Origin of the sequence: Actinomadura sp. NPDC000929 (assembly GCF_040492065.1) — a bacterium.
GTDB lineage: Bacteria > Actinomycetota > Actinomycetes > Streptosporangiales > Streptosporangiaceae > Spirillospora > Spirillospora verrucosospora.
On sequence record NZ_JBEUPA010000001.1, the window covers coordinates 15,587 to 41,829 of the forward strand.

Annotated in this window: 22 protein-coding genes and 1 pseudogene; 10 read left to right on the top strand and 13 right to left on the bottom strand. The window is 75.1% G+C overall.

Features of this window, described 5'->3' with window-relative positions:
* Window positions 1–2 precede the first annotated feature (2 nt).
* A complete protein-coding gene (locus ABWI04_RS00065; protein WP_345175697.1) occupies window positions 3–992 on the top strand; it encodes an LLM class flavin-dependent oxidoreductase in 990 nt (329 codons plus the stop codon).
* 37 nt (window positions 993–1,029) lie between these two features.
* On the opposite strand, the gene ABWI04_RS00070 is transcribed toward ABWI04_RS00065, so the two are convergent.
* Complete coding sequence (locus tag ABWI04_RS00070; RefSeq protein WP_353830928.1) at window positions 1,030–2,733, bottom strand: amidohydrolase; 1,704 nt, start codon at window positions 2,731–2,733, stop codon at window positions 1,030–1,032.
* Window positions 2,734–2,896: 163 nt separating this feature from the next.
* Window positions 2,897–4,258: a 4-aminobutyrate--2-oxoglutarate transaminase gene (gabT, locus tag ABWI04_RS00075; protein ID WP_353830930.1), complete on the bottom strand. Its 1,362-nt coding sequence runs from the start codon at window positions 4,256–4,258 to the stop codon at window positions 2,897–2,899.
* 91 nt (window positions 4,259–4,349) lie between these two features.
* On the opposite strand from gabT, the gene ABWI04_RS00080 reads away from it, so the two are divergent.
* Both ABWI04_RS00080 and ABWI04_RS00085 read left to right on the top strand, forming a co-directional pair.
* Complete coding sequence (locus tag ABWI04_RS00080) at window positions 4,350–5,828, top strand: PucR family transcriptional regulator ligand-binding domain-containing protein (RefSeq protein ID WP_353830931.1); 1,479 nt, start codon at window positions 4,350–4,352, stop codon at window positions 5,826–5,828.
* Window positions 5,829–5,833: 5 nt separating this feature from the next.
* Window positions 5,834–7,399 (top strand): aldehyde dehydrogenase family protein, encoded by a 1,566-nt coding sequence (locus ABWI04_RS00085; RefSeq protein WP_353830932.1) that lies wholly within the window; start codon window positions 5,834–5,836, stop codon window positions 7,397–7,399.
* Between the two features lie 43 nt (window positions 7,400–7,442).
* On the opposite strand, the pseudogene ABWI04_RS00090 reads toward ABWI04_RS00085, so the two are convergent.
* Window positions 7,443–8,177: pseudogene (locus ABWI04_RS00090) on the bottom strand (alpha/beta hydrolase); the annotation flags it as partial.
* 258 nt (window positions 8,178–8,435) lie between these two features.
* A complete protein-coding gene (locus ABWI04_RS00095; protein WP_353830933.1) occupies window positions 8,436–9,776 on the bottom strand; it encodes a glutamine synthetase family protein in 1,341 nt (446 codons plus the stop codon).
* A gap of 152 nt (window positions 9,777–9,928) precedes the next feature.
* On the opposite strand from ABWI04_RS00095, the gene ABWI04_RS00100 reads away from it, so the two are divergent.
* Window positions 9,929–10,717 carry an acetoacetate decarboxylase family protein gene (locus ABWI04_RS00100; protein ID WP_353830934.1) on the top strand — a complete coding sequence of 263 codons (789 nt, stop codon included), beginning with the start codon at window positions 9,929–9,931 and terminating at the stop codon, window positions 10,715–10,717.
* 3 nt (window positions 10,718–10,720) lie between these two features.
* Here the strand turns inward: ABWI04_RS00100 and ABWI04_RS00105 are convergent, their stop codons facing one another.
* Entirely contained in the window at window positions 10,721–11,341 is a 621-nt protein-coding gene (locus ABWI04_RS00105) for a hypothetical protein (RefSeq protein ID WP_353830935.1), read from the bottom strand.
* A gap of 193 nt (window positions 11,342–11,534) precedes the next feature.
* Between ABWI04_RS00105 and ABWI04_RS00110 the strand changes: the two genes are divergently transcribed.
* Window positions 11,535–12,107 (top strand): MarR family winged helix-turn-helix transcriptional regulator, encoded by a 573-nt coding sequence (locus ABWI04_RS00110; protein ID WP_345175712.1) that lies wholly within the window; start codon window positions 11,535–11,537, stop codon window positions 12,105–12,107.
* Between the two features lie 11 nt (window positions 12,108–12,118).
* On the opposite strand, the gene ABWI04_RS00115 is transcribed toward ABWI04_RS00110, so the two are convergent.
* The 3 genes from ABWI04_RS00115 to ABWI04_RS00125 are packed head-to-tail and all read right to left on the bottom strand — an operon-like array spanning window position 12,119 to window position 15,302.
* Window positions 12,119–12,964, bottom strand: a complete 846-nt coding sequence (locus tag ABWI04_RS00115; RefSeq protein WP_353830936.1) for a fumarylacetoacetate hydrolase family protein — start codon at window positions 12,962–12,964, stop codon at window positions 12,119–12,121.
* Entirely contained in the window at window positions 12,964–13,866 is a 903-nt protein-coding gene (locus ABWI04_RS00120; RefSeq protein ID WP_353830937.1) for a DODA-type extradiol aromatic ring-opening family dioxygenase, read from the bottom strand. The genes ABWI04_RS00115 and ABWI04_RS00120 overlap by 1 nt, the downstream gene beginning before the upstream one ends.
* Window positions 13,854–15,302 (bottom strand): aldehyde dehydrogenase, encoded by a 1,449-nt coding sequence (locus ABWI04_RS00125; protein WP_353830938.1) that lies wholly within the window; start codon window positions 15,300–15,302, stop codon window positions 13,854–13,856. The genes ABWI04_RS00120 and ABWI04_RS00125 overlap by 13 nt, the downstream gene beginning before the upstream one ends.
* A 109-nt stretch (window positions 15,303–15,411) precedes the next feature.
* Between ABWI04_RS00125 and ABWI04_RS00130 the strand changes: the two genes are divergently transcribed.
* Entirely contained in the window at window positions 15,412–16,881 is a 1,470-nt protein-coding gene (locus ABWI04_RS00130) for an aldehyde dehydrogenase family protein (protein WP_353830939.1), read from the top strand.
* On the top strand, window positions 16,878–17,564 hold the full coding sequence (locus tag ABWI04_RS00135) for a gamma-glutamyl-gamma-aminobutyrate hydrolase family protein (RefSeq protein WP_353830940.1): 687 nt from the start codon (window positions 16,878–16,880) through the stop codon (window positions 17,562–17,564). Before ABWI04_RS00130 ends, ABWI04_RS00135 begins: the two co-directional genes overlap by 4 nt.
* A gap of 10 nt (window positions 17,565–17,574) precedes the next feature.
* Here ABWI04_RS00135 and ABWI04_RS00140 read toward each other — a convergent pair whose 3' ends face one another.
* Window positions 17,575–18,189, bottom strand: a complete 615-nt coding sequence (locus ABWI04_RS00140; protein WP_353830941.1) for a class I SAM-dependent methyltransferase — start codon at window positions 18,187–18,189, stop codon at window positions 17,575–17,577.
* Window positions 18,186–19,664: a carboxyl transferase domain-containing protein gene (locus ABWI04_RS00145; protein WP_345175724.1), complete on the bottom strand. Its 1,479-nt coding sequence runs from the start codon at window positions 19,662–19,664 to the stop codon at window positions 18,186–18,188. Before ABWI04_RS00145 ends, ABWI04_RS00140 begins: the two co-directional genes overlap by 4 nt.
* A gap of 101 nt (window positions 19,665–19,765) precedes the next feature.
* Between ABWI04_RS00145 and ABWI04_RS00150 the strand changes: the two genes are divergently transcribed.
* Window positions 19,766–21,187, top strand: a complete 1,422-nt coding sequence (locus ABWI04_RS00150; RefSeq protein ID WP_353830942.1) for an amidase — start codon at window positions 19,766–19,768, stop codon at window positions 21,185–21,187.
* On the opposite strand, the gene ABWI04_RS00155 is transcribed toward ABWI04_RS00150, so the two are convergent.
* Window positions 21,184–22,545 carry a sensor histidine kinase gene (locus ABWI04_RS00155; RefSeq protein WP_345175726.1) on the bottom strand — a complete coding sequence of 454 codons (1,362 nt, stop codon included), beginning with the start codon at window positions 22,543–22,545 and terminating at the stop codon, window positions 21,184–21,186. The genes ABWI04_RS00150 and ABWI04_RS00155 overlap by 4 nt on opposite strands.
* 332 nt (window positions 22,546–22,877) lie before the next feature.
* Between ABWI04_RS00155 and ABWI04_RS00160 the strand changes: the two genes are divergently transcribed.
* Window positions 22,878–24,218, top strand: coding sequence for a serine/threonine-protein kinase (locus tag ABWI04_RS00160; protein ID WP_345175728.1), 1,341 nt, complete (start codon window positions 22,878–22,880; stop codon window positions 24,216–24,218).
* A 24-nt stretch (window positions 24,219–24,242) separates the two neighbouring features.
* On the opposite strand, the gene ABWI04_RS00165 is transcribed toward ABWI04_RS00160, so the two are convergent.
* Window positions 24,243–25,361, bottom strand: coding sequence for a SpoIIE family protein phosphatase (locus ABWI04_RS00165; protein WP_345175729.1), 1,119 nt, complete (start codon window positions 25,359–25,361; stop codon window positions 24,243–24,245).
* Window positions 25,362–25,492: 131 nt separating this feature from the next.
* Between ABWI04_RS00165 and ABWI04_RS00170 the strand changes: the two genes are divergently transcribed.
* Window positions 25,493–25,726 carry a hypothetical protein gene (locus tag ABWI04_RS00170; protein WP_345175731.1) on the top strand — a complete coding sequence of 78 codons (234 nt, stop codon included), beginning with the start codon at window positions 25,493–25,495 and terminating at the stop codon, window positions 25,724–25,726.
* A gap of 13 nt (window positions 25,727–25,739) precedes the next feature.
* Here the strand turns inward: ABWI04_RS00170 and ABWI04_RS00175 are convergent, their stop codons facing one another.
* Window positions 25,740–26,216, bottom strand: a complete 477-nt coding sequence (locus ABWI04_RS00175) for a ribose-5-phosphate isomerase (protein WP_345175732.1) — start codon at window positions 26,214–26,216, stop codon at window positions 25,740–25,742.
* Window positions 26,217–26,243: the final 27 nt, after the last annotated feature.

A 26,243-nucleotide genomic window follows, 5' to 3' on the forward strand; every position in this document is an offset into this window, starting at 1 on the left:
GTATGACCGTGCGCCTCTCCGTCCTCGATCTCGCCCCTGTCGTGACCGGCTCCACGTCCGGGCAGGCCCTGCGCAACACGCTCGACCTGGCCCGGCACGCCGAGCGGCTCGGCTTCCACCGGTACTGGCTGGCCGAGCACCACGCGATGCCCGGCATCGCCAGCTCGGCGACCGCCGTGCTGATCGGGCAGGTCGCGGCGGCGACCTCCCGGATGCGGGTGGGGTCGGGCGGGGTCATGCTGCCCAACCACGCGCCGATGGTCGTCGCCGAGCAGTTCGGGACGCTGGAGGCGCTGTACCCGGGGCGCATCGACCTCGGCCTCGGCCGGGCGCCCGGCACCGACCAGGCGACCGCGCGGGCGCTGCGCCGGTCCGCCGAGGCGCTGTCGGTCGACGACTTCCCCGAGCAGGTCGTCGAGCTGCGGAACTACTTCGCCGCGGACAGCAAGGTGACCCCCGCCGCAGGGAACGAGCCGCCGGTGTGGCTGCTCGGATCCAGCGGGTACAGCGCGCGGCTCGCCGGCCTGCTCGGCCTGCCGTTCGCGTTCGCGCACCACTTCAGCGCCGAGAACACCGTGCCCGCCCTGACCCTGTACCGGCAGTCGTTCCGTCCCGGCGCGCTGGACGCGCCGTACTCGATGATCGGGGTGTCGGTGACGGCGTCCGACACCGACGAGCGGGCGCGCGAGCTGGCCGCGCCGCAGGCGCTGTCGTTCCTGAGGCTGCGGCAGGGCCGTCCCGGGCTGCTGCCGACGCCGGAGGAGGCCGCGTCCTACCCGTACACGCCGCTGGAACGGCAGATGATCGACGCACGGCTGGCCGACCAGGTCGTGGGCGGCCCGGACGCCGTCCGCAAGCAGCTGGACGACCTCGTCGGCCGGACCGGCGTCGACGAGGTCATGGTGACCACGCAGGTCTTCGACCACGCCGACCGGCTGCGCTCCTACGACATCCTCGCCGAGCTGTACCCGGAGAACCTCGGCGCGGCGTGACGCGGACCCCGGTAGTCGCCGGCGCGCGGTCCGCGTCTCAGACGCCCTCGGCGGCGTGGACGACGCGGCCGTCGAAGACGGTCATCGCGACCGGGGTGTCCGGGAGGTCGTGCGGGTCGAGGGCGGTCAGGGTGCCGTCCAGGACGGTGACGTCGGCGGCCTTGCCGGGTTCGAGGCTGCCCTTCCAGTCCTCGGCGAAGTCCTGCCACGCGGCGTTGGAGGTGTAGGCGCGCACGGCGTCCGGCAGACCGACGCGCTCCGCGGGCCCGAACGTGCGGCCGCTGGCCTTGGACTCGCGCAGCATCATCGCCGCGACCCCCTGCCGCCAGTTCGGGTAGGTGACGGGGGCGTCGGAGCTCGCGGTGACGGGGATGCCCGCCTCGACCGCCGACCGGACCGGGTACTGGTAGGCGGCCCGTTCGGGGCCGAGCAGCTCCTCCACCTGGTCGGCGATCGTCCACTGGATGGCCGGGTTCATGTTCGCGCCGAAGCCGTGGGCGGCGAGCTTGCGCAGGCTCTGCGCGCCGGGCAGGTCGGCGTGGATGACGTAGTGCCGCGGGTCGTCGCGGGGGTGCTCGACCTGCGCGGCCTCGAAGGCGTCCACCACGGCGTCGAGCGCCCGGTCGCCGGTGACGTGCACGCCGAGCTGGTGTCCCGCGACGTGCGCGAGCCGGACCATCTCGGTCAGCTCCCGGGTCTTCAGCGCGTCGGCGGCGCCGTGCACGCACAGGCACCCGAAGCCGCCGCCGCCCGCGTACTCCTGGTGCATCCAGGCCGTCCTGTTGGGCGGGGTGCCGTCGGCGAAGACCTTGACGCCGAGGACGCGCAGGATGCGCGGGTCCACGTCCCGGGGGACCCGCGCGCTCGCCAGGCCCTCGGCGATCTCGGCGGCCGAGCCGCCCATGCCGGTGAGCAGCAGCAGGACGCCGACCCGGGCGGCCAGGTCGCCGGCGCGGGCCAGCTCGCCGTAGACGTCCAGGGTGAGCTGGGCGGACGCGCCCGCGAACAGGCTCGCGCCGCCGGGTCCGAGGCCCGGCTCGGTGAAGCTGGTGATGCCCTCGCGGTGCAGGACGGCGACGGCCGCCCGGATGGCGCGCTCGACGTCGTCCCGGGTGAAGGGAGGCAGGTACCGCTGGACCAGGTCCTGCGCGCCCTCGGCGAGCAGGCCGGTCGGGTTGCCCGCGCCGTCGGTGTGGACGACCCCGCCCTCGGGGACGGGGGTGGACGCGTCGACGCCCGCCAGCTCCAGCGCCCGCGAGTTGACCCAGGCGAGGTGGCCGCTGAAGTCCTGGAGGAAGACGGGGTGGGCCGGGGCGACCGCGTCGAGGTCGGCCCGGTCGGGCGTCCGGGCGCCGTCGGCGCACTCGGCGAGGTAGCCGGTGTCCCAGCCGTTGCCGCGGATCCACTCGCCCTGGGGGATCCGGGACGCCGCGTCCTTGACCGCCGCCTGGACGTCGGCGATCGACCGGACGGCGGGGAACCCCGCGTCCAGGGCCAGGGGCGGGCGGGTGGAGCCGAACGCGCAGGCGTGCAGGTGCGAGTCGTTGACGCCGGGGAGCGCGGTCCGCCCCCGCAGGTCGACGACCTGCGTGCGCGGGCCCGCCAGCGCCCGGATCTCCTCGGTCCCGCCGACCGCGCTGATCGTCCCGCCGGTGATCGCCAAGGCCCGCGCCACGCGGAACCGCGCGTCGGCGGTGAGGACCTCGCCGTCCAGCAGCACCAGGTCCGGCGTCGCCGTCATCTCCGCCCCTTCCTTTGGCCCCAAACGTTCCCGGTGAACGTACGGGGCCGAACGATGGACGGTCAAGACCGGGCGGCCAGCGGGATGAAGCGCTCCCCGGGCGTCCGGGCATGCCGGAACCGCCGGCCTCCGGGCGGAGACCGGCGGTCGGCGCCGGCGCCGGTCAGCCCTCGAAGGCCGCCTCCAGGACGTCCAGCCCCTCGACCAGCAGTTCCTCCGGGATGACGAGCGGCGGCAGGAAGCGCAGCACGTTCCCGTACGTCCCGGTCGTCAGCACGAGCAGGCCGTTCTCATGGCAGGCGCGCGCGATCCGCGCGGTCAGCTCGGGGTCGGGCTCCTTCGTCCCCTCCCGCACCAGCTCGATGGCGATCATCGCGCCGCGCCCGCGCACGTCCCCGATCGCCGGATGCCGCCCGGCGAGGGCGCGCAGCCGGGGCAGCATGACCTCCCCGATCCGGCGGGCCCGCTCGGTGAGCTTGCCGTCCTCGATCTCCTCCAGCACGGCGAGCGCCGCCTCGCAGGCGAGCGGGTTGCCGCCGTAGGTGCCGCCGAGCCCGCCGCCGTGCACCTTGTCCATGATGTCGGCGCGCCCGGTGACGGCCGCCAGGGGCAGCCCGCCCGCGATGCCCTTCGCCGTCGCGACCAGGTCGGGGACGATCCCCTCGTGCTCGCAGGCGAACAGGTCGCCGGTTCGCGCGAAGCCCGTCTGCACCTCGTCGGCGACGAACAGGATCCCGTTGGCGCGGCAGAACTCGGCGAGCGCCGGGAGGAACCCGGGCGCGGGCTCGATGAACCCGCCCTCGCCCTGGATCGGCTCGATCAGCAGCGCCGCGACGTTCGTCGCGCCGATCTGCTTGGTGATCTGGTCGATCGCCTGCGCCGCCGCCTCCGGCCCGCAGTTGTCGGGGCCGGTCGGCCACCGGTACGGGTAGGCGAGCGGCATCCGGTACACCTCGGGCGCGTACGGGCCGAACCCCTGCTTGTAGGGCATGTTCTTCGCGGTCAGCGTCATCGTCAGCAGCGTCCGGCCGTGGTAGCCGTGGTCGAACGCCACGACCGCCTGCCGCCCCGTCGCGTACCGGGCGATCTTGACGGCGTTCTCCACCGCCTCGGCGCCGCTGTTGACCAGCAGGGAGCGCTTCTCGTGGTCGCCGGGCGTGATCCGGTTGAGGTTCTCGCACACCGCGACGTAGGACTCGTACGGCGCGACCATGAAGCAGGTGTGGGTGAACCGGTCGGCCTGCGCCTTCACCCGCGCCGCGACCCGAGGGTTGGCGTTGCCGACGTTCGTGACCGCGATCCCGGAGCCGAAGTCGATCAGCGAGTTGCCGTCGGCGTCGACGATCACGCCGCCGTCGGCGTCCGTCACGTACACCGGCAGGACGCTGCCGACGCCGGGCGGCACCGCCGCGAGGCGCCGCTCGTGCAGCGCGCGGGAGCGCGGCCCGGGGATCTCGGTCACGACGCGGCGCTCCTGCGGCAGGCGTGGGCCGCTCGCGCCGGGGAAGGGGTCCTGGCTGGTCATGGCCTGAACATAAGCCGGGCGCCGCCTACGATGAACCGTACGGGACGGCGAAATCCGTCCGGCGAGGTAGACACTTTGCACAGGGATTGACATGCCGCCCACGCTGGCCGCCGTGGCCGCCCTTCCCCAGCTCGGGCTGCGGTCGCTGACCGGACCGCTCCCCGCGACCCCGGTCGTGTGGGTCGCCGTCAGCGAACTGGAGGACCCGACCCCGTTCCTGGAGGGCGGCGAGCTGGTGCTGACCACCGGCATGCGGCTCACCGCCGCGAACGCCGAGGGCTACGTCTCCCGGCTGGTCGCGCGGGGCGTCGCCGGGCTCGGCTTCGCCGTCGGCGTCATCCACGAGACCGTCCCCGCCGGGCTGCTCGCCGCGGCCCGCGACCAGGGCCTCGTGCTGCTGGAGGTACCGCGCCCGACCCCGTTCATCGCGATCGGCAAGGCGGTCTCCCGGGTCCTCGCCGCCGAGTGGTACGAGGACGTGACCCGCGCGTTCCAGGCCCAGCGCGAGCTGACCCGCGCCGCGCTCACCGGCCCCGGCGCGCTGGTCGCCCGGCTGGCCCGGCTGCTCGGCGGGTGGGCGCTGCTGCTGGACGCGTCCGGCGACGTGCGGCACGCCGAGCCCGCCCGCGCCCGCGACCGCGCCGGCGACCTCGCGCCCGAGCTGGCCCGGCTGCGGCGCCGCCCCGACGGGGGCGGCCCGGCCGCGAGCATCGCGCTGGCCGTCCCCGACGACCACATCGTCGTGCAGCGCATCGGGCTGGGCGAGCGGCCGCGGGGGTTCCTCGCGGTGGGCGCCGACGCGCCGCTCCCGCCCACCGCGCACACGATCGTGGGCGCCGCCGTGGCCCTGCTGACGCTCCAGTCGGAGACGCCGCGCACCGGGCGCGACCTGCGGGCATCGCTGGCGGCGCTGCTGCTCGGCCGCCCCGGCGAGGGCCCGGCGATCCCGCGCGGGCCCGTCCGCGTGCAGGCCTGCGCGGGCGGCGCCGCCGTCCTGGACGCGCTGGAGTCCGACGCGGCCGGGGCGCGGTGCCCGGCGCTGCCGCTCGGCGGGCACATCGCCGTGATCGTGCCGGACGGGGAGCTCGGGACGGTCGAGCGGATCCTGGCGGGCAGCGGTCCGATCGGCGTCAGCGACCCCGCCTCCGGGGACCTGCGCCCCGCGCTGCGGCAGGCCGAGGAGGCCCTCGCGGCGGCCGGGCGCTCGGACCGGGACGTCCTGCACTACTCCCGGCTCCCCGGGCAGGGCGTGCTCGGCCTGATGGACCCCGGCCCCGCGCACGCCTTCGCCGACGCGCTCCTCGCCCCCCTCCGCGCGGAAGGCCTGGTCGGGACCGTGCGGGCCTACGTCGCGGCCAACGGGCACGGGGAGGCGGCGGCGCGGGCGCTCGGCGTCCACCGGCACACGCTGCGGTCGCGGATGCGCAAGGCGGCCGAACTCCTCGGGCGCGACCCCGACGATCCGGCCGTCCGCGCCGAACTGTGGATCGCGCTCGCCATCACGTCCAACGGCGAGGAGCGGATTGGACATCGCGGCGACTCCCAATCGGGCGCGCCGCGGATACCGTGAAACGCATGAACGTGACCCCATTCTGGCTGGCCGGCCGGCCTGTGACCGGTGACGGTGAGCTGACCGTTACGCATCCCTACGACGGCCGCGTGGTCGGGACGGCGGCGGTGCCGACGCCCGCGCAGGTGGAGGAGGCCGTCGCCGCCGCCGACGCCGTCCGCCGGGAGGCGGCGGCGCTGCCGCTGCACGTGCGGGCCGAGGCCCTCGCGCACGTGTCCGCGCGGCTCGCCGAGCGCGCCGAGGAGGTCGCCCGGCTGATCACGGGCGAGAACGGCAAGCCGCTGCTGTGGGCGCGCGGCGAGGTGACGCGCGCCGTCTCCACGTTCCGGTTCGCCGCCGAGGAGGCCCGCCGCATCGCCGCCACGACGCAGCGGCTCGACACCGACCCGGCCGCCGAGGGCCGGATGGCCTACATCACCCGCGTGCCGAAGGGCCCGGTGCTCGGCATCTCGCCGTTCAACTTCCCGCTGAACCTCGCCGCCCACAAGATCGCCCCGGCGATCGCGGCGGGCGCGCCGATCGTCCTCAAGCCCGCCCCCGCCACGCCGCTGTCGGCGCTGCTGCTCGGCGAGCTGCTGGCCGAGACCGACCTGCCCGCCGGGATGTTCTCGGTCCTGCCGGTGCCGAACGACCGGGCCTCCGCCCTGGTCGACGACCCGCGGCTGCCGATCGTGTCGTTCACCGGCTCCGTGCCGGTCGGCTGGGCGATCAACGACCGGGCGCCGCGCAAGCACGTCACCCTCGAACTCGGCGGCAACGGCGCCGCGGTCGTCCTGCCCGACGCCGACCTCGACTGGGCCGCCCAGCGCATCGGCCTGTTCGCCAACTACCAGGCGGGGCAGAGCTGCATCGCCGTCCAGCGCGTCTACGTCGACCGGTCCGTCCTCGACGAGTTCCTGCCGAAGCTGGTCGACACGGTCTCCTCCCTCGTCACCGGCGACCCGTGGGACGACAAGACCCAGGTCGGCCCGCTCGTCGACCAGGCGGCCGCCGAGCGCGTCGAGGCGTGGGTGGACGAGGCCGTCGCGGCGGGCGCGCGCGTGCTCACCGGCGGCACCCGCGAGGGCGCGGCGTACGCGCCGACCGTCCTCGCCGACGTCCCGCCCGACTCCAAGATCGCCCGCGAGGAGGTCTTCGGCCCGGTCATGTTCGTCCAGCCGGTGGACGGCGCCGACGAGGCGTTCGCCCTCGTCAACGACTCCACGTTCGGCCTCCAGGCGGGCGTGTTCACCCGGAGCCTGGACGTGGCGTTCCGCGCCCACCGCGAGCTGGACGTGGGCGGCGTCGTGATCGGCGACGTCCCGTCCTACCGCGCCGACCAGATGCCCTACGGCGGCGTGAAGGACTCGGGCGTCGGCCGCGAGGGGTTGCGGTCGGCGATCGCCGACTACACCGAGGAGAAGGTCATGATCCTCACAGGCCTGCCCCTCGAGCCGCGGCCGCGGGGCCCCGCGCGGAGCCGGGCGCGCGGGGCCCCGCGTACAGCCCGGTGCGCAGGGCCCCGGCCGCCTCGGACGCCGCCTCCCGGAACCGCCCGCCGAGCGACCACATGTTCGCGAACCCGTGGATGAGGTCCTCCTGCCGCCGCAGGGCGACGGGCACGCCCGCCTCGCGCAGCCGCTCGGCGAACTCCTCCCCCTCGTCCCGCAGCGGGTCGAACCCGGCGGTGACGAGGTAGGTCGGCGGGAAGCCGGAGAGGTCCTCGGCGACCAGCGGCGAGGCGGCCGGCTCGGCGCGCCGCGCCTCCGGGCAGTAGTGGTCGCTGAACCACGTCATGTCCGCGTCGGTCAGGTAGAACCCCTCGGCGAACAGGTCCCGGGACCGCCGCAGGACGGTCATGTCCACCGCCGGGTAGTACAGCAGCGCGAAGTCCGGCGTCCGCCGCGCCGTCAGCCCCACCACCGCCGCGAGGTTGCCGCCCGCGCTGTCGCCCCCGACCGCGACGGCTCCCGGGTCGGCGCCGAGGTCGCCGGCGTGGGACGCCGCGTACTCGTAGGCGGCCAGGGCGTCGTCGGCCGCCGCCGGGTACGGGTGCTCGGGCGCGAGACGGTAGTCCACCGACAGCACCCGCACCTCCGCGTGCACGGCGAGATACCGGCACACCGTGTCGTGGGTGTCGAGGCTCCCGATGACCCAGCCGCCGCCGTGGTAGAAGACGAGCAGCGGCGACCCCTCCGCGAGACCCTTCGGCGTGTAGAGCCGCGCCGGCACGCCGCCCGCGTCCACGTCCCGCGTCCGGACGGGGCGCGCCGGCACCTTAGGCAGGTACGCCTGCCCTCGGGCGATCCCGCGCCGCGCGTCCTCGACCGTGCCCCCGGCAAGCCTCCGCTCGCCCTCCAGCCGCATCATCGCGAGCAGCAGCTGCGCGTCCAGCGCCAGCTCCTGCCCGTCCCGCCGGACCGGCGCCCCGGCGACGAGCCGCTTCACCGGCCCCGGCAGCGCGAACACGGCGCGGAGCACGGCCCCGGTCACCCCCGGCGGCACCTTCTCGGTCAACGACGCCACACCAGCCTCCAGCCCTCGGGTCCCGGACACCGTACTCTCCAGTAGCCGGGCGGCACAGCCCCGGGCGCGAGCGCGTGTGACCACCTGGTCGTACCGGCCCGGTCAGAGGTGGTAGGCGTACTCGCGGAACTCCCAGTCGGTGACGTGCCGCCGGAATCGCGCGACCTCGTCCCGCTTGTAGGTCAGGAACGCGGTCGCGAACTCCCGGCCGAGCACCTCGGTGAGCGCCTCGTCGGCGGCGAGCGCGTCGAGCGCCGCGGGCAGGTCGGCGGGCAGGACGGGCGCCTTCGCGGCGTCGTAGCCGTAGCCCTCCAGCGGCGGCGGCGCGGACGCCTTGTCGCGGATCCCCAGGTAGACGGCCGCGATCAGGCCGGCGACGCCCAGGTAGGGATTGGCGGAGGCGTCCCCGAGGCGCACCTCCAGCCGGGCCGCGGCGCCGCGCTCGGGCGGGATCCGGAGCATGGCGCTGCGGTTGTCCAGGCCCCAGTCGATCAGCCAGGGGGCGAGGCTGTCCGGGCCGAACCGCTTGTAGGAGTTGATCGTGGGGTTCAGCAGCGCGGCCAGGGCCGGGGCGTGCTCCAGCACCCCGGCGATCGCGTGGTGGGCGGTCTCGGACAGCCCGTCCGGCCCCCCGCCCTCGAAGACGTTGCGCCCGTCCGCCTCCAGGCAGGAGAGGTGGACGTGGAAGCCGGAGCCGCCGTCGTCGTTGAACGGCTTGGCCATGAAGGTGGCGAGCCGGCCGTCCAGCCGGGCGATCTCCTGGACGGCCGCCTTGAACCGGAACGCGCGGTCGGCGGCGTCGAGCGCGCCGGAGTGCGCGAGGTTGATCTCGAACTGGCCGCCGCCGAACTCGTGGTTGCCCATCGTGACGCCGAGGCCGAGGTCGCGCAGGTGCCGGAGCGTGCGCAGCAGGTGCCCGTCCGGGTCGCCCTTGCGGCCGGCGGTGTAGACGTTGCCGGGCGCGTCCCCGTACCGGCGCCAGCCGGTGGGCGAGGACGGGTCGGGCTCGCAGAGGTAGTACTCCAGCTCGGGTCCGGCGACGGCCTCCAGCCCGAGTTCCCGCAGCTTCCCGATCGCCCGCCGCAGCACCTCCCGGGGCCCCTCGGGGCACGGCTCGCGGCTTCCGGGCTCGCACGCGTCGCCGATGCAGGACGCGACGCCGTCTTCCCAGGGGACGGGGGCGAGCGTCGACAGGTCGGGCCGCACGCAGATGTCGGGGAGCCCGGCGTCCAGCCCGCCCGGCACCTCGACGGTGTCGCCGCCCGGGGTCGTGTGGAAGACCGCCCGGCAGAACGACAGGCCGTGCTCGACCGCCTGGGGCAGCCGCTCGACGAGCACGTCCCGGGCGCGCTCGACGCCGATCAGGTCGGTGTAGGACACCCGGACCACGTCGATCCCGTCGGCGGCCAGCCGCTTCACCACGTCCTCGACCGGTCGGCTCACGGGCGCTCCCCTCAGATCATTTGGGACCAAACCATATGGCGGGCGGCGGTCCCTGGCAAGGGTCGCGGCGAGAGGACCCAGACCACGGGCCGAGGTGGCGGAACCGGACGCCGCCGGCATATCGTATGGGCCCAAACGAATGGAGGTACGTGGTGGCGACCGTGCGAGGCTTCCTGCACCCCAAGACCGCGACGGGGCGCTCGTCGCTCGTCCCGAGCCCGCCGTGGCACTACTCGGGCGACCTGCTCACGGTCGAGTACCGCACCGACCCGGCCCGCGTGGCCGAGCTGCTGCCCGCGCCGCTGTCCCCCGCCCCGGACGACCCGGGCGCCGTCGCGCTCATCTGGGCCGACTGGCAGTCCTGCGCGGAGTCCGGCGAGGAGCTGCTGGACCCCGTCCGGGCGCAGTACAAGGAGTGCTTCGCCGTCGTCCGCTGCTCGTTCGAGGGACGCACCTACTCGCGCTGCGTCCACATCTGGGTCGACAAGGACTTCGCCATCGCGCGGGGCCTGCACCAGGGCTACCCGAAGAAGCTCGGCTCGATCCACCAGACCCGCCCGCACCCCTACGGCCGGGCCGCGCCCCGCATCGCCGCGGGCGAGCGGTTCGGCGCCACCCTCGCCGCCGCCGACCGCCGCCTGGCCGAAGCGGTGGTCACGCTGCACGGACCGTCCGAGACGAACGGCTTCGTCAACGGGCACCCGATGGCCCACCACCGCTTCCTGCCGTCCATCGAGCCGGGCGGCGCCCCGTCCCTGGACGAGCTGATCGAGTCGGGCGCCTCCTCCTTCGAGGCGGGCCGGGCGTGGAAGGGCGAGGCCGACCTGCGCCTGTTCGACTCCCCCACCGAGGAGCTGTCACGCCTGACGGTCGAGGAGCCCATCGCCGCCTACTACCGCCAGGTGGGCGTGGTGTGGGACGGCGGCCGCCGCCTGGCCTGACCGTCAGGACGCGCGTGTCCGGCGCCGCCAGTAGGCGAGCGTGACGGCGGCGAGCAGCGGCCCCCACGCCACCAGCGGCGCGTAGGCGACGACGCCGAGCACGCCCTGCCAGTCGTGGAAGTGGATGGGGAAGCCCTCGGGCAACGGGCGCCCCTGGATGGTCTCCTGGAACACCAGGCAGTTCACGACGGAGGCCGTCCACATCGGGGTCAGGATCGCGGCGCCCACGAGACCCGGGACCACGGCGGCCGTGACCGGCACGCGCCGTCCCCGGAGGCCCGGCACCCACCGCGGGAACACCTCTCCCCAGCCGGCGACCATCCCGACGGCGGTGAACGCCACCGCCTCCGACAGGATCGACAGCAGCACCACGTACGCCTCCAGCGGCACCCAGCCGGGAAGGTCGCCTTTCGCGGTCCCCGTGTCCAGGCTGTCGCCGCTGAGGATCGGCAGGTGAAGGGCGAAGGCGGCGATCCGCCACAGTCCCGACGGCAGGACGGTGAACGGCACGGCCAGGGCCGCGATCCGCGCCCAGCGCGGGACGCCCGCGACCGGCGCGTGCGCGGCTTCCCAGCCCGCGCGCAGCCGCGCGAACGGAACCGATGGCGTGCTCGCAAGGGTCATGGCCCCACCCTCGCGCCCGCCCCGGCCGCGTTGATCACCCGCGGGCGCCACGCCCCTCCCCCGCACGGGGGAATCCCGGAACGGGGTCACGGGGATCGTACGGAGTCGAACGACCGCCGACGGGAGTAGATTCGCCTTCGGTCCGCCGGAGGCGCGCGAGCGGGCCGGCGCCGGACCCTACGGGAGGACGCACGTGACCGGGCACCACACCCTGCAAGAGACCGAGCAGGCCATCCAGCGGCGGCTCGGGGACGTCCCGCTGCGGCACGACGCGATGATGGCGGTGTCCAACATCTACCGCGCCGCCGCCGCGATCCGGCAGCACTTCGAGAGCTCGGTCCTGCGCGGCGCCGACCTGACGTGGACGTCGTTCGTCGTCCTGTGGGTGGTGTGGATCTGGGACGAGATGGAGACGCGGCACGTCGCCGAGGAGGCCGGGATCTCCAAGGGCACGCTCACCGGGGTCGTGAAGACGCTGGAGGGGCGCGGCCTGATCGAGCGCGGCTCGCACGCGACGGACGGGCGGCTGGTCCTGCTGCGGCTGACCGGCAAGGGGCAGGAGCTGATGCGGGAGATGTTCCCCGCGTTCAACGCCGAGGAGGCGTTCGTGGTGGAGGGGCTGAGCGGTGAGGAGAACCGCGCCCTCGCCGGGACGCTCCGGTCGGTGGTCGAGCACCTGGAGGAGGAGGGCGAGGAGCGGCGGGCCGCGCTGCGCGAGCAGTCGCCGCCGCCGCCCCGGCGCTCGGGCCGCCGCTCGCGCGCCTGACTCCCTCCCGCTCACCCGCGCGGCGGTCGGACGCCCCGGAACTCCCAGTCTCCGCCGAACGCGGTGGAGACGACCTCCTCGGACTCGGTGGGCTGCGCGCCGCAGTCGTCCCGCACGGGGACGGGCCCGCCGACGATGTGGTTGCGGAGCCGTCCGAGCCCCTCGGCCTCGACCTCGACGACGTCGCCGGGCCGGACGGGACGCGAGTTCGCCGGCGTGCCGGACAGCAGCACGTCCCCCGGATACAGCGTGATGGTGCGGGCGATGTCGGCGACGAGGTAGTGCATGTCCCACTCCATCTCGTCGGTGCTGCCGTCCTGCACGAGCTCGCCGTTCACGTACGTGCGCAGGTACTTGCCGCGGAAGTCCCAGTCGGTGACCAGGCCCGGCCCCAGGGGGCACAGGGTGTCGGAGCCCTTCACGCGCAGCATCGAGCCCGCGTCGGTGTCGCGGAAGTCGTGCAGGCCGTAGTCGTTCGCGACCGTGTAGCCGGCGATGTGGGCGCCGGCCTCCTGGGGGGAGACGTTGCGGGCCGTCCGGCCGATGACGATCGCGATCTCGCCCTCGTAGTTCAGGTACCGGCACCGCTCCGGGCGGACGACGGCGCCGCCGTGCGCGTTCAGCGCCGAGACCGGCTTGTGGAAGTAGGTCGGCGCGGGCGGCAGTTCCGTCCGGAACTCCTCCACCCGGCCGCGGTGGTTGAGGTGCACCGCGACCACCTTGGACGGCTCGCACGGCGGCAGGTGGACGGCGTCGGCCGCGCGCACCCGGCGGCCGTCCGCGGCGAGGAGGTCGTCACCGTCCCGGACGACCTGGGTCGCGGCGCCCTCCAGCAGGATTCTCCGGTACTCGGTCATCAGGCCGTCCATCCGTTCGCGGGGCGGTCGAACCAGATGTGCACCTGGCCCGTTCCGACGGAGTTCTCGTAGTCGCTGTAGAGGCGCCCGGGGGCGGTGCAGGCGTGCTCGCCGAGGGCGCCGATCATCATGAGGTAGTGGCCGAAGCGGGCCTCGGGCCTGAAGGCCAGGAACTCCGGCATGGTGTCGAGGACGCGGGCGTGGTCGCCGTTCCCGAGCCAGGCGATGCGCTGCTCGTCGGCGGCCCGCGCCTGCGGCGTGAAGATGTGCTCGGGGCCGGACGCCTCGTGGTCGCGGATCACGCGCAGCGGCCAGAAGGTGTGCGACAGCGCGCCGGAGGCGATCAGCAGGACGCGCCGGCCGGTCGCGGCGACGGCGTCGCCGAGGGCGCGGCCGAGGCGCAGGAAGTCCTCGGTGTCGGCGGTCTGGCACACGCCGATCGAGATCCACCGCTTCCCCGGCACGCCCAGGTAGGGGTCGTCGCGGACGCCGAGGTGCGTCCACAGGTTGACGGTCGCGTAGTAGATCGGCAGGTGGGGGTCGTCGATCGGGGTGATGTACGTCCCGTGCCTGCCGGCGTAGCGCGCCACCGCGCGGGCCAGCTCGGGGTCGCCGGGGATGTCGTAGGGCATGCGGCACATGCCGCGCGGCAGTTCCTCGGACGTGTAGAGCCCGGCGCGGCGGTCCTGCGCCGTGGTGACGAACTCGACGGTGGTGGCCCAGTGCGAGTCGAGGACGACGACCGTGTCGTAGTCGTCCCGCTCGAAGACGTCCGCGCGGAGCCTGCGCAGGCCGGAGACGAGCGTGGTGTCCTCGCCGCCGTTCAGCTCGCGGCGCGTGGCCTCGGGCAGCACGATCGTGGGGACGTGCGCGAGGAGCCCCGCGCCGACTACCTCGCCCATGGCGCCGTCACCGTGTTCTTCAGGTCGCAGTAGAAGTCGAAGCTCCAGTCGCCGCCCTCGCGCCCGACCCCCGACTGCCGGGACCCGCCGAACGGGGCCCGCAGGTCGCGGACGAAGAAGCAGTTGACCCACACCGTCCCGGCCACGAGCCGCCCGGTGACGCGCCGCGCGCGCTCCGGGTCACCCGTGGCGAGGGTGGCGGCGAGGCCGAACCGGGTGCCGTTCGCCATGGCGACGGCCTGGTCCTCGGAGTCGAAGGTCTGGAGGGTGAGGACGGGCCCGAAGACCTCCTCGGTGAGGATCTCCGCTCCCTCGGGGGCGCCGGTGAACAGCGTGGGCCGGTAGTAGAGGCCGCCCAGGTCGTCGTTCGGGCCCCCGCCGAGGAGGGCGCGGGCCCCGGCGTCCTTGGCGCGCCGGACGAATCCGTCCACCCGTTCGAGGTGGCGGCGGTGGATCTGCGGGCCGACGTCGGTGGACTCGTCGCGGGGGTCGCCCTGCCGGAGCCTGGACGCCTTCTCGACGAACCGCGCGGTGAACTCGTCCGCGACGGACGACTCGACGAGCAGCCGGGTGCCCGCGAGGCACACCTGGCCCGCGTTGTCGTACTGCTCGACGGCGAGGTCGGCGGCCAGGTCGAGGTCGGCGTCGGCGAAGACGAGCAGCGGCGACTTGCCGCCCAGCTCCAGCGACAGCGGCGTCAGGTTCGCCGCGGCCGCGGCCGCGATCGTGCGGGCCGTGGGCACCGAGCCGGTGAAGCTGATCCGCCGCACGTCGGGGTGCGCGGTGAGCGGCCCGCCGACCTCCGCGCCGTAGCCCTGGACGACGTTGAGCACCCCGTCCGGCAGCCCCGCCTCGGCGGCGACGTCGGCCAGCAGGGACGCGGTGAGCGGCGTCCACTCGGCGGGCTTCAGCACGACGGTGTTCCCGGCGGCCAGGGCGGGCGCGATCTTCCAGGTGGCGAGCATCAGCGGCGCGTTCCACGGGGTGATGAGCGCGCAGACGCCCGCCGGGTTCCAGCTGACGTGGTTGGTGTGCCCGCGGGTGTCGAAGTCGTCGTGGCCGAGGCCGAGCAGCCGGTCGGCGAAGAACCGGAAGTTGTGCGCGACGCGGGGCATGACGCCGCGCCGGTGGGAGCGGACGAGCGCCCCGTTGTCGGCCGTCTCGACCCGGGCGAGCTCCTCGGCGCGCTTCTCCACGCCGTCGGCGACGGCGTGCAGCAGCCGCGCCCGCTCGTCCCTGCCCGTCCGGGCCCAGGCGGGGAACGCCCGGCGCGCGGCGGCGACCGCCGCGTCCACCTCGGCCGGACCGCCCCGCGCGATCTCGGCGATCGGCCGCTCGTCGATCGGGGAGACGTCGGTGAACACCGCGGCGGAGGCGGCGCGCTCACCACCGATCCAGTGCCCGGTCTCGACGGCGACGCCCGCGACTGTTGCCATCGCTGCGCACCTCCAGTTTGTTTGGCCCCAAATAATCTAGGAAGCGGGGATGGCGGCGGTCAAGCCGTCCCGGCTATTGTTCGGGACCAAACGACTTGAGGGAGGGTCCGTGCCCGACGTCCCCTACGAGGAATGGCGCGCCCGCGCCGCCGGGCTCGCCCCGCACACCGGCCACCACATCGACGGGAAGTCCACCGGCTCCGGCTCGGTCCCCGTCGTGGCGCCCCGCGACGGGGCGACGATCGCGCACGTCGCGTCGGGCGGGGCGGCGGAGGTGGACGCGGCCGTCGCCGCCGCGCGCCGCGCCTTCGACACCGGCCCCTGGCCCCGCCTCGCGCCCGCCGAGCGCAAGGCAGCCCTCCTGCGCTGGGCCGGCCTCGTCGAACGCGACCGCGCGACGCTCGCCCTGCTGGTCAGCCTGGAGATGGGCAAGCCGATCTCCGAGGCGTACGGGATCGAGCTGCGCGCCGTCGCCGGCTGCCTGCGCTGGTACGCCGAGATCGCCGACAAGCGGCTGGACGAGGCCCCCCGCACCGCCTCCTCGTCCCTGGCCCTGGTGAGCCGCGAACCCGCCGGCGTCGTCGCGGCCGTCGTCCCGTGGAACTTCCCGCTGACGATGGCCGCCTGGAAGGTCGCCCCGGCGCTGGCCGCGGGCTGCACGGTCGTGCTGAAGCCCGCCGAGGAGTCGCCGCTGTCGGCGCTGCACCTGGCCGCGCTCGCCGCCGAGGCGGGCCTGCCGCCCGGGGCGTTCAACGTCGTCAACGGCCCCGGCGAGACCGCGGGCCGCGCCCTCGGCGAGCACCCGTCCGTCGACGTCCTGGCGTTCACCGGCTCCACCGAGGTGGGGCGGCACTTCCTGCGCTACGCCGCCGCCTCCAACCTCAAGCGCGTCTGGCTCGAACTCGGCGGCAAGTCGCCCAACATCATCCTTCCGGACGCCCCGGACCTGGACGCCGCCGCCGACACGGCCGCCTGGGGGATCTTCTTCAACGCCGGCGGGATGTGCACGGCCCCGTCCCGGCTGCTCGTCCACCGCTCGGTCGCCTCCCGCGTCCTGGACCGGGTCGTCGCCCGCGCCGAGTCGCTCCGGGTGGGCGACCCGCTCGACCCCGCCACCGAGATGGGCCCGCTGGTCTCGCCCGCCCACCACGCCCGCGTCGTGTCGCACGTGGAGGCGGCCCGCGCGGACGGCGCCCGCGTGCGCGCCGGCGGGCGCGCCGACGGCCGGTTCATGGCCCCCACCGTGTTCGACCGGGTCGACCCGGGGATGCGGATCGCGCGCGAGGAGGTCTTCGGGCCCGTGCTGGCCGTCCTGGAGTTCGACGACGTCGACGAGGCGGTCGGCCTGGCCAACGACACCGACTACGGCCTCGCCGCCGCCGTCTGGACCTCCGACCTCTCGGCGGCGCACCGCGTCTCCCGCGCCCTGCGCGCCGGGACGGTCTGGGTGAACTGCTACGAGGAGGGCGACATGAGCGTCCCGTTCGGCGGCGTCAAGCTCTCGGGCCACGGCCGCGACAAGTCCCTGCACGCCATGGACAAGTACACCGACCTCAAGACGACGTGGATCGAGCTGTGAGGCCCCTCATCGCGCTTCCCGCCCGGTTCTCCGCGAGCGCCTCGGCCCTGCGGCACCGGGCCGAGGTCGCGTCCCGGGCCCTGGTCGAGGCGGTGCACCGGGCGGGCGGCGAACCGTTCCTCATGCACCCGGCCTCGCCGTTCGACCCGTCCCGGCTGGAGCGCTGCGACGGCGTGCTGCTGCCCGGCGGCGGCGACCTGCACCCCCGCCGCTACGGGGCCGCGCCCGCGCACGAGGCCCTCTACGACGTGGACGACGAGCAGGACGCCTTCGACCTCGCCCTGGCCGCCCACGCCCTGGACGCGGGCCTGCCGACCCTCGCCGTCTGCCGCGGCCTCCAGGTGGTGAACGCGGTGCTCGGCGGCACCCTCCACCAGCACATGGAGCCCGACCACCGGCACCGGGTCCACCCCGTGTCGGTCAGGCCCGGCACCCTGCTCGCCAAGACCCTCGACGCCGAGGAGACCGTCGTGTCCTGCTACCACCACCAGTCGGTCGCGGCCCTCGCCCCGGCCCTGGCCCCCACCGCCCGCGCCGCCGACGGCACCGTCGAGGCCGCCGAGCTCGCGGAAGCGCGGGCGTGGTTCCTGGGCGTCCAGTGGCATCCCGAGGACACCGCCGCCACCGACCGCGCCCAGCAGGCGCTCTTCACGGCCCTGGTCCAGGCGTCCGCCCGGCGGTGACCGCCGCGCGTCAGGGCTTGCGGACCAGGAGGCTGCCGGCGGGGACCGGACGCTCGTTCTCCGCCGGACGGCGCAGGAGCCGCGCCACCTCCACCAGCCCCGCCTGGGCGGCCAGTTCGGCCATGACGTCGACGGGCCGGCGGTAGGCGAGGGCGACCTTGTGGTCGAACGCCTCCGCCTCGTCCTCGTCGGTCGACTGGAACCCGACCAGGAGCAGGCCGCCGGGGGCCAGCACCCGGTGGAACTCCGCGAAGGCGCGCGGGATCTCCTCCGGCCCCAGGTGGATGGTCGAGTACCACGACAGGACGCCCGCCAGGCCGCCGTCCGGGAGGTCGAGCGCCGTGATGTCGCCCTCGTCGAAACGCAGGTGCGGGTGGTCGGCGCGGGCGCGGGCGATCATGGCGGGCGACAGGTCGAGCCCGAACGCGTCCAGGCCGAGGCCGTGCAGCAGCGCCGTCCCGCGGCCGGGGCCGCAGCCGAGGTCGGCGACCGGCCCGGCCGGGACCATCGCCGCGAACGCGGTGATCATCGCCCGGTCCAGATGGAGCTCGTCGAGCGCGTCGCGGAAGAGGTCGGCGTACAGGTCGGCGATGGCGTCGTAGGCGCTGGAGACGGTCTCGGTCATGATCCAGGACGGTAGCGCGCCTGGCGGGCGGCCGGGCCGGTGGGCGCGAGACCCGACAGCCCCCGCTCCACCGCCGCGGCGGCCCGGCGGCAGAACGCCTCCGGCTCGTCGGCGGCGTCCGGGCGCTCGTCGACGAGCACGTCCGCCAGCCCGCCGCGCAGCAGGTCCGCCGACCGGACGCCCTGCGCCTCGGCCATCTCGCCGGCCCGCGCCGGGGTCCGGTGGACGATCAGCGAGGCGCCCTCGGGCGGCAGCGGCGACAGCCAGGCGTGCCGAGCCACCAGGACGCGGTCGGCGGGCAGAAGCGCCAGCGCGGCGCCGCCCGTGCCCTCGCCCAGCAGCAGGCAGAGCGTCGGCGCCGGCAGGGTGATCAGATCGGCCAGGCAGCGGGCGATCTCACCCGCGAGCCCGCCCTCCTCCGCCTCGGCCGACAGGACGGCGCCGGGCGTGTCGACCACCGTGACCAGCGGAAGGCCCAGCTCCGCGGCCAGCCGCATCCCGCGCCGCGCGACGCGCAGCCCGGCCGGGCCGAGCGGGTGGCCGCCGCGCTGGCCGCGCCGGTCCTGCCCCACCAGGACGCACGGCGCCGCCCCGAAACGGGCCAGGGCGAGCAGCAGGCCGGGCTCCGCCTCCCCCTGGCCGGTGCCCGACAGGGGCGTCACGTCCGCGGCCCCGAAGCGCAGCAGCTCGCGGACGCCCGGACGGTCCGGGCGGCGCGACCGCTCGATCGAGTCCCACGCCGTCCCCTCCGGCGGAACGCCCGCGGGCGGAGGCGAGGGCGCGGGCGCCGAGGGCGGCCGCCCGCACAGGACGTCCAGCGCGGCGGACGCCACCCCCGCGAGGTCGTCGATGGCCACCACGGCGTCCAGCAGGCCCTTGGCCGCCAGGTTCTCGGCGACCTGCACCCCCGGCGGGAACGGCTCCCCGTGCAGGCCCTCGTAGACGCGGGGGCCGAGGAACCCGATCAGCGCGCCGGGCTCGGCGGCCGTCACGTGCCCGAGCGACCCCCACGACGCGAACACCCCGCCGGTCGTCGGATGCCTCAGGTAGACCAGGTAGGGCAGGCCGGCGGCCCGGTGGGCCATGACGGCGGCGGTGATGCGGGCCATCTGCACGAACGCGGCCGTCCCCTCCTGCATGCGGGTGCCGCCGGAGCACGGCGCGGCCAGCAGCGGCAGTCCCTCGGCGGTGGCGCGCCCGACGGCCGCGACGATCCGGTCCGCGGTGGCGAGTCCGATCGAGCCCGCGAGGAACCGGAACTCCGACACGACGAACGCGACGCGGCGCCCGCGCAGCAGGCCCTCCCCCGTCAGGACGGCCTCGTCGCAGCCGCTGCGCTCGCGGGCGGCCGCGAGATCCTCGGCGTACGCGGAGGCGGGGGGCGGCTCCCCGGCGGGCGGAACGTCCCAGGACGTCCAGGCTCCCTCGTCCAGCACGCGGCGCAGCAGGTCGCGCGCCCCGACACGATCCGTCACGAAGCCCCTTCCGCCGGTCCCTCCTGCATGATGTCCTCACCCGGGGACCACCGGGCGCCCGGGGTGGACACTGGTGGGGACCCCGCGCACGAGGAGGGCATGTGTCCGAGGAGATCTGCTTCGCGTCCGCCCGCGAACTGGCGCGCCGGATCCGCGCCCGCGAACTGTCGGCGCGCGAGGTCCTGCAGGCGCATCTCGACCAGATCGAACGGACGAACCCGCAGGTCAACGCCATCGTCACGCTGGTCGCCGAACGGGCGGAACGGCAGGCGCGCGAGGCCGACGAGCGGCTGGCGGCCGGAGAGCGGCCGGGCCCGCTGCACGGCCTGCCCGTGGCGCACAAGGACACCCACGCCACCGCCGGAATCCGCACCACCTCCGGTTCGCCGATCTTCGCCGACCACGTCCCGGACCGCGACGAACTCGTCGTCGAGCGGATCCGCGCCGCGGGCGCCGTCACGCTCGGCAAGACGAACACGCCGGAGTTCGCCGCCGGGTCCCACACCTTCAACCCGGTGTTCGGCCTGACCCGCAACCCCTACGACCCGTCCCGGTCGGCGGGCGGCAGCAGCGGCGGCGCCGCCGCCGCACTGGCGTGCGGCATGCAGCCGCTCGCCGACGGCGGCGACATGGGCGGCTCGCTGCGCAACCCCGCCTCGTTCTGCAACGTCGTCGGGCTGCGCCCGTCGCCGGGCCGGGTGCCGTCCTGGCCGGTCCTCGCGGGCTGGTCGACGCTGGGCGTGCAGGGGCCGATGGCCCGGAACGTCGCGGACGCCGCGCTGCTGCTGTCGGTGCTCGCCGGCCCCGACCCGCGCAGCCCGATCGCGCTGGAGACGCCCGGGGCGGCGTTCGCCGCGCCGCTGGACCGCGACATCGCCGGGCTGCGCCTCGCCTGGTCCCCCGACCTCGGCGGGACGATCCCCGTCGACCCGGCCGTCACCGGCGTCCTCGCGCCCGCCGCCAAGGTGTTCGAGGAGCTCGGCTGCGCCGTCGAGGAGGCCTCCCCCGACCTGACCGGCGCCGACGAGGTCTTCCGCACCCTGCGCGCCTGGCACTGGGACATCACCCTGCGCCCCCTGCTGGACGAGCGCCGCGCCGACTTCAAGCCCTCCCTGGCCGAGAACATCGACGCCGGGCGCTCCCTCACCGGCGCCGACCTCGGCCGCGCCGAGACGCTCCACACGGCGCTGTTCCACCGCGTCCGGGAGTTCTTCGAGCGCTACGACGCGCTGCTGCTGCCGGTCAGCCAGGTCCCGCCCTTCGACGCCGGCGCCGAGTACCCGGGCGAGGTCGCCGGGCGGCCGATGCGCGACTACCTGGAGTGGATGCGGTCGTGCTTCCTCATCTCGGCGACCGGGTGCCCCGCCCTGTCGGTGCCCGCCGGGTTCACCTCCGACGGGCTGCCGGTGGGCCTGCAGATCGTCGGCCCCCACCACGCGGACCTGGCCGTCCTGCGGATCGGCCACGCGTTCGAGCGGGCGACCCGGCACGGCGACCGGCGACCGCCCCTCGCCCAGCCCTAGCCCTCCTCGCGGGGGATGCGCAGGACGAACCGGGCGCCCTGGTCGCTGTCGGCGGCCACGAGCGTGCCGCCGTGCGCGCGGGCGATGTCGCGGGAGATCGTCAGCCCGAGGCCGGTGCCGCCGCGGTCCAGCTCGCGGCCCTCGGAGAGCCGGTGGAACCGCCAGAAGATGCGCTCGCGGTCCTCCGGCGCGACCCCTGAGCCATCGTCGCGGACCTCCAGCACCGCCTCCGGTCCGTCCGCGGTCACCCGCACCCAGATCCGCGACTCCGCGTGCCGCTCCGCGTTGTCCAGCAGGTTCGTCAGCAGGCGGACGAGCTGGGCCTCGGTGACCCGGGCCACGACGCCCTCGTCCGCCGCGACCTCGACCGGGATCCGCCGGGGCCGCCGGCTCACCTCCGCCCGGACCAGCTCGCCGAGGTCGACCCGCTCCCGCGGGACGTGCACGCCCGCGCCCAGCCTCGCCAGGATGAGCAGGTCGCCGACGATGCCCTGCAGCCGGTCGGCGTCGGCGAGGGCCGCCCGGGCGACCGCCGGCCAGTCCTCGTCCTCCGGCTGCTCCAGCGCCGCCTCCAGCTGGGTGCGCAGGCCCGTCAGCGGGCTGCGCAGCTCGTGCGAGACGTCCGCGACGAACGCGCGCTGCCGCGTGAGGACGTCCTCCAGCCGGTCCAGCATCACGTTCACCGACTCGGCCAGCTCGGACACCTCGTCGTTGGGCGCCGGAACGGTCACCCGGCGGTCGGCGCCGCCGGTGATCTCCGTCATCTCGGCGCTCATCACCCGGACCGGCCGCAGCGCCCGCCGCACCGACAGCGACACGATCCAGCCCACCACGGTCGTCGCGACCAGCACCGTCACGACGAGCAGGGCGAGGAAGACCGACCTGGAGCGGGTGACCGTCGTGATGGGGGCGCCGACGTAGACCGTGCGGGTGCCGAAGCGGGTGTCGACCCGCTCGGTGACGAAGTAGAAGTCCGCGAGCCCCTGGGACCGCACGGTGTGGTACTCGGGGCGGCCCGCCACCGGTGAGACCGGGACCTTCACGGGGCCGTGGCCGCGCAGCGTGTCGCTGGCCGCGAGCACGCCGCCCTCGCCGTCCTGGACCTGGAGCAGCGGGAAACCGGGGTCCTCGACGCGGATCGTCCCCCGCAGGTCGGTCTCGCGCACGAGCGTGGAGAGGTCGGTCACGACCAGGGTGCCGCGGTCGTGCAGCCCGCGGTAGACGGTGCCGCGGAGGACCTGGTAGAAGAGCGTGACGCCGCCGACGAGCAGCAGCGCGACGATGAGGGTGGCGGCCGCGGTCACGCGGGTCCGCACCGACCAGGACACCGGCGACAGCCGGTCCCCGAGTATCCGCACCCGGCGCCCCTCCCCCTCCGGCTCGCGAGCGGCGGCCGGTGCCGCGCCGCGTCGACGCGCCGGGGGGAGGGCGCAGGACGGTTCTTACCGGGCCGTTGCCCTGCAAAACATCGCCACATATCGGACCGGCGCCCGTGCGGGCGGCGCCTCCCACCCCTGGGGAGCCGCCCACACGGGCACCGCTTCCCTCACTGTGCACGCCTCCGATGCACGGGGTGCTACATCGACGTGACGATCACGTTTCCGCCCTTCTTCGGAAAAACCCGCCATAATTCGCCGCCGATAGGGGATGGGTGGGCGGGAGAGACGGAAGGGGGGTGCTGGAGCACCGCATGGACACTGACTTCAGGCCACTCGAACCCGCCGACCCCCGAGAGGTCGGCGGCCACCGACTGCTGGGCAGGCTCGGATCCGGCGGCATGGGGACGGTCTTCCTCGGAGCCGACCCGGTGTCGGGCGGGCGCGTCGCGGTCAAGACGATCCATCCGCACCTCGCCGAGGACCCGTCCTACCGGCGGCGCTTCCGCGACGAGGCGCACCTCGCGAGCCGGGTCGCCTCGTTCTGCACCGCGCGCGTCCTCGCGCAGGGCGAGCAGGACGGTCTGCCCTACCTCGTCACCGACTACGTCGGAGGCGTGTCCCTGCACGACAGGCTCACCTCCGGCGGCCCGCTGCCGCCCGCCGACCTGCACGGCGTCGCCGTGGGCGTCGCCTCGGCGCTCGCCGCGATCCACGCGGCGGGGCTCGTGCACCGCGACATCAAGCCCGCCAACGTGATGCTCACCCTGTCCGGCTGCCGCGTCATCGACTTCGGCATCGCGGGCAGCCAGGACGCGCCGGACGATGCCGCCACGACCGGCCAGGTGTTCGGCACCCCCGGGTGGATCGCCCCGGAGGTGCTCGTCGGGGGCGCCTCGTCCCAGGCGGCCGACATCTTCGCCTGGGGCTGCCTCATCGCCCACGCCGGGACGGGGCAGATGCCGATCGGCGGCGACCCCGCGACGCTGCGCACCGCCGCCGGGGACGCCGACCTGTCCGGTCTCCCGGACGCGCTGGTCCCGCTCGTCCGGTGGGCGCTGGCGGAGGACCCGGCGGACCGCCCCACCGCGACCGACCTGCTCCTCGCCCTCGTCGAGCAGCCGCAGCCGCACGCCGCGGCCCGTCCCGCGGCGCGCCCCGCGCCTCCGGCCGGCCCGCCGCGCACCGCTCCCCGGCGCTCCCTCGCCCCGCACTCACGGCGGCGGCGCCCCACGCCCGTGCCCGCGACGCCGTCGCGGAGGTCCGGCGCCGAGGACACCGACACCAGGGCGTTCACGCCGCTCGGCGTGGCGGACGCCACGACGTCCACCCGCGCGCGTCTGCTGGCGGGCGCCGGGGCCGCGGCGGGCACCCTCCTGCTCGGAGCGGTCGTCCTCGGGATCACCGGCGCCAAGGCCCCTCCGCCGTCCTCGCCGGGGACGCCGGCCCCGTCCGCGCCGGCGGTCTCCGCCGCGCCGTCGAAGAAGGCGAGCGCCGTCAGGGCCGGCACGTCCAAGCGGCCCCTGGCGAAGACCGCCAAGCAGAAGCCGGTCCAGAAGCCGAAGCAGAAGCAGAAGGCGCAGGAGAAGAAGCCGAAGACGAAGCCGAAGCACGCGGCGAAGCACGGCAAGGCCAAGGGAAAGTACAAGCGCTGAGCCCGGCCCTCAGGGCCGCGCTCGTCAGGTGCGCCAGATCAGGACGAGGGCGCAGTCGTCGTCGCGCGCCGCGGCCATGGTCTCCACCAGCTCCCGCGCGCCGCGGCCGAACCCCTGCGGGACGAGCCGCTCCGCCTCGCCGAGCAGCCGGTCGATCCCGGCGTCGAGGTCGCTGCCGGGCGACTCCACCAGGCCGTCGGTGTACAGGAGCAGCGCGTCGCCCGGACGCAGCTGCCCCCGCTCGGGCACGCAGTTCAGGTCGGGCACCACGCCCAGCACCACGCCCTTGGCCGAGCTGACCCGCCAGGCGCCGCTGCCCGCGTCGAACTGGACGGCGGGCGGGTGCCCCGCCGACTCGACCGTGTACTCCCCCGTGCGCAGGTCGACCACGACGTGGACGGCCGTCACGAAGCCCTCGTCCCACTGCTGGCGGTGCAGGTACACGTTGCACGCGGGGAGGAAGTTCTCGGGCTGGACCGATCCAAGCAGGCCACCGAAGGCCCCCGAGAGCATCAGCGCCCTGGTTCCGGCGTCGGTGCCCTTGCCCGACACGTCGACCAGCGCGACCTCCAGCGTGTCACCGTCGGAGGCCGACACCACGAAGTCGCCGCCGAACGAGGAGCCTCCCGCCTGGAGCATCACGACCTGCGAGTTCCAGCCGTCGGGCAGCCGCGGCATCTCGCCGTGCCGCCGGAGCCGGTCGCGCAGCTCCAGCAGCATCGAGTCGCCGCGCAGGCCCTGCACGCCGAGCTGCTGGCGGGTCCGGGCGAGGGTGACGGCGAGCACCGCGGTGATGCTCAGCGTGGCGATCATGCCGAGCCCGAAGGCGGCGACGTCCTTCCAGACGTTGTAGGCGGCCATCGCCGCCACCACGGCCAGCAGGGCGGCCAGGCTCCGCACCTTCAGCAGCAGCCCGCCGACCACCACGATCAGCACCAGCGCGCCGGACGGCGCCAGCCCGCGCGAGTCGCCGGACGTGGCGATGCCGATCGCGAGCGCGAGGAGCGCCAGCGGCACGAAGACGTACCGGTCCCGGGTGAGGGTGCCCCGCCTGAGCCAGCGGTAGAGCACGACCAGGAACGGAACTCTGCGCAGCACGGCACGCACACGCGGCGGGAGCAGCTGCACCAGACGTTGAAGCATGACTCCGGCACTGTATCGAGCAATGCGCCCGGTCGGTCAGTATCCGAGGGCACCGGTGACGCACTGTCACGATCGTGCTACGCGAAATCGGGGTAGATGTCGCTTTGCGACTATCTCGGAGGGAGCGGCCCATGGTCCAGCCGGGCATGCGGATCACGGTGGACGCGGCGATGCGGGCCCGCGACGTCTCGCGCCCGCGCGCCGGGAGCGGGAGCCCGCCCGCGGCGGGCCCCGGACCCGGCGCCGCCTCCGGATCGAACCCGAGCAAGCCCGGCGACACCGGCAGGCGGACCAAGGCCGAGAAGAACGAGCGGCGCCGCCTCGACAAGCGCGGCGCCCGCAGGCCCTCCGAGAACGGCTCCTAGCCGGGGCGGCCGATCAGCCCTCGCGCGGCAGCGGGGGCAGCTCGCCGGAGTGCTCGTAGGCGCTGAGCATCCTGATCCGCCGGGTGTGGCGCGGCTCCTTGGAGTAGGACGTCGCGAGGAACAGCTCCACGAAGCGGGTCGCGGTGTCGAGGTCGTGCTGCCGCGCCCCGAGCGCGATGATGTTCGCGTCGTTGTGCTCGCGGGCGAGCGTTGCGGTGTCCTCGTTCCAGACCAGGGCCGCACGCGCGCCCTTGACCTTGTTCGCCGCGATCGCCTCGCCGTTGCCGGAGCCGCCGATCACGATGCCGAGCGCTCCCGGCTCCGCCACCGTCCGCTCGGCCGCCCGCAGGACGAACGGCGGGTAGTCGTCCACGGCGTCGTACACGAACGCGCCGCAGTCGACGGCCTCATGCCCGTTCGCCTTCAGCCAGGAGACCAGGTGCTCCTTCAGTTCGAAGCCGGCATGGTCGGATCCAAGAAACACGCGCATGCGCCCGATTGTCGCAGGCCCCCGCCG

Bases quoted from the DNA above. Each gene is read 5' to 3' on its own strand.
- ABWI04_RS00065 (WP_345175697.1), top strand. From the start codon at position 3: ATGACCGTGCGCCTCTCCGTCCTCGATCTCGCCCCTGTCGTGACCGGC.
- ABWI04_RS00070 (WP_353830928.1), bottom strand. From the start codon at position 2,733: ATGACGGCGACGCCGGACCTGGTGCTGCTGGACGGCGAGGTCCTCACC.
- gabT (WP_353830930.1), bottom strand. From the start codon at position 4,258: ATGACCAGCCAGGACCCCTTCCCCGGCGCGAGCGGCCCACGCCTGCCG.
- ABWI04_RS00080 (WP_353830931.1), top strand. From the start codon at position 4,350: ATGCCGCCCACGCTGGCCGCCGTGGCCGCCCTTCCCCAGCTCGGGCTG.
- ABWI04_RS00085 (WP_353830932.1), top strand. From the start codon at position 5,834: ATGAACGTGACCCCATTCTGGCTGGCCGGCCGGCCTGTGACCGGTGAC.
- ABWI04_RS00105 (WP_353830935.1), bottom strand. From the start codon at position 11,341: ATGACCCTTGCGAGCACGCCATCGGTTCCGTTCGCGCGGCTGCGCGCG.
- ABWI04_RS00115 (WP_353830936.1), bottom strand. From the start codon at position 12,964: ATGACCGAGTACCGGAGAATCCTGCTGGAGGGCGCCGCGACCCAGGTC.
- ABWI04_RS00120 (WP_353830937.1), bottom strand. From the start codon at position 13,866: ATGGGCGAGGTAGTCGGCGCGGGGCTCCTCGCGCACGTCCCCACGATC.
- ABWI04_RS00125 (WP_353830938.1), bottom strand. From the start codon at position 15,302: ATGGCAACAGTCGCGGGCGTCGCCGTCGAGACCGGGCACTGGATCGGT.
- ABWI04_RS00140 (WP_353830941.1), bottom strand. From the start codon at position 18,189: ATGACCGAGACCGTCTCCAGCGCCTACGACGCCATCGCCGACCTGTAC.
- ABWI04_RS00160 (WP_345175728.1), top strand. From the start codon at position 22,878: ATGGACACTGACTTCAGGCCACTCGAACCCGCCGACCCCCGAGAGGTC.
- ABWI04_RS00165 (WP_345175729.1), bottom strand. From the start codon at position 25,361: ATGCTTCAACGTCTGGTGCAGCTGCTCCCGCCGCGTGTGCGTGCCGTG.
- ABWI04_RS00170 (WP_345175731.1), top strand. From the start codon at position 25,493: ATGGTCCAGCCGGGCATGCGGATCACGGTGGACGCGGCGATGCGGGCC.
- ABWI04_RS00175 (WP_345175732.1), bottom strand. From the start codon at position 26,216: ATGCGCGTGTTTCTTGGATCCGACCATGCCGGCTTCGAACTGAAGGAG.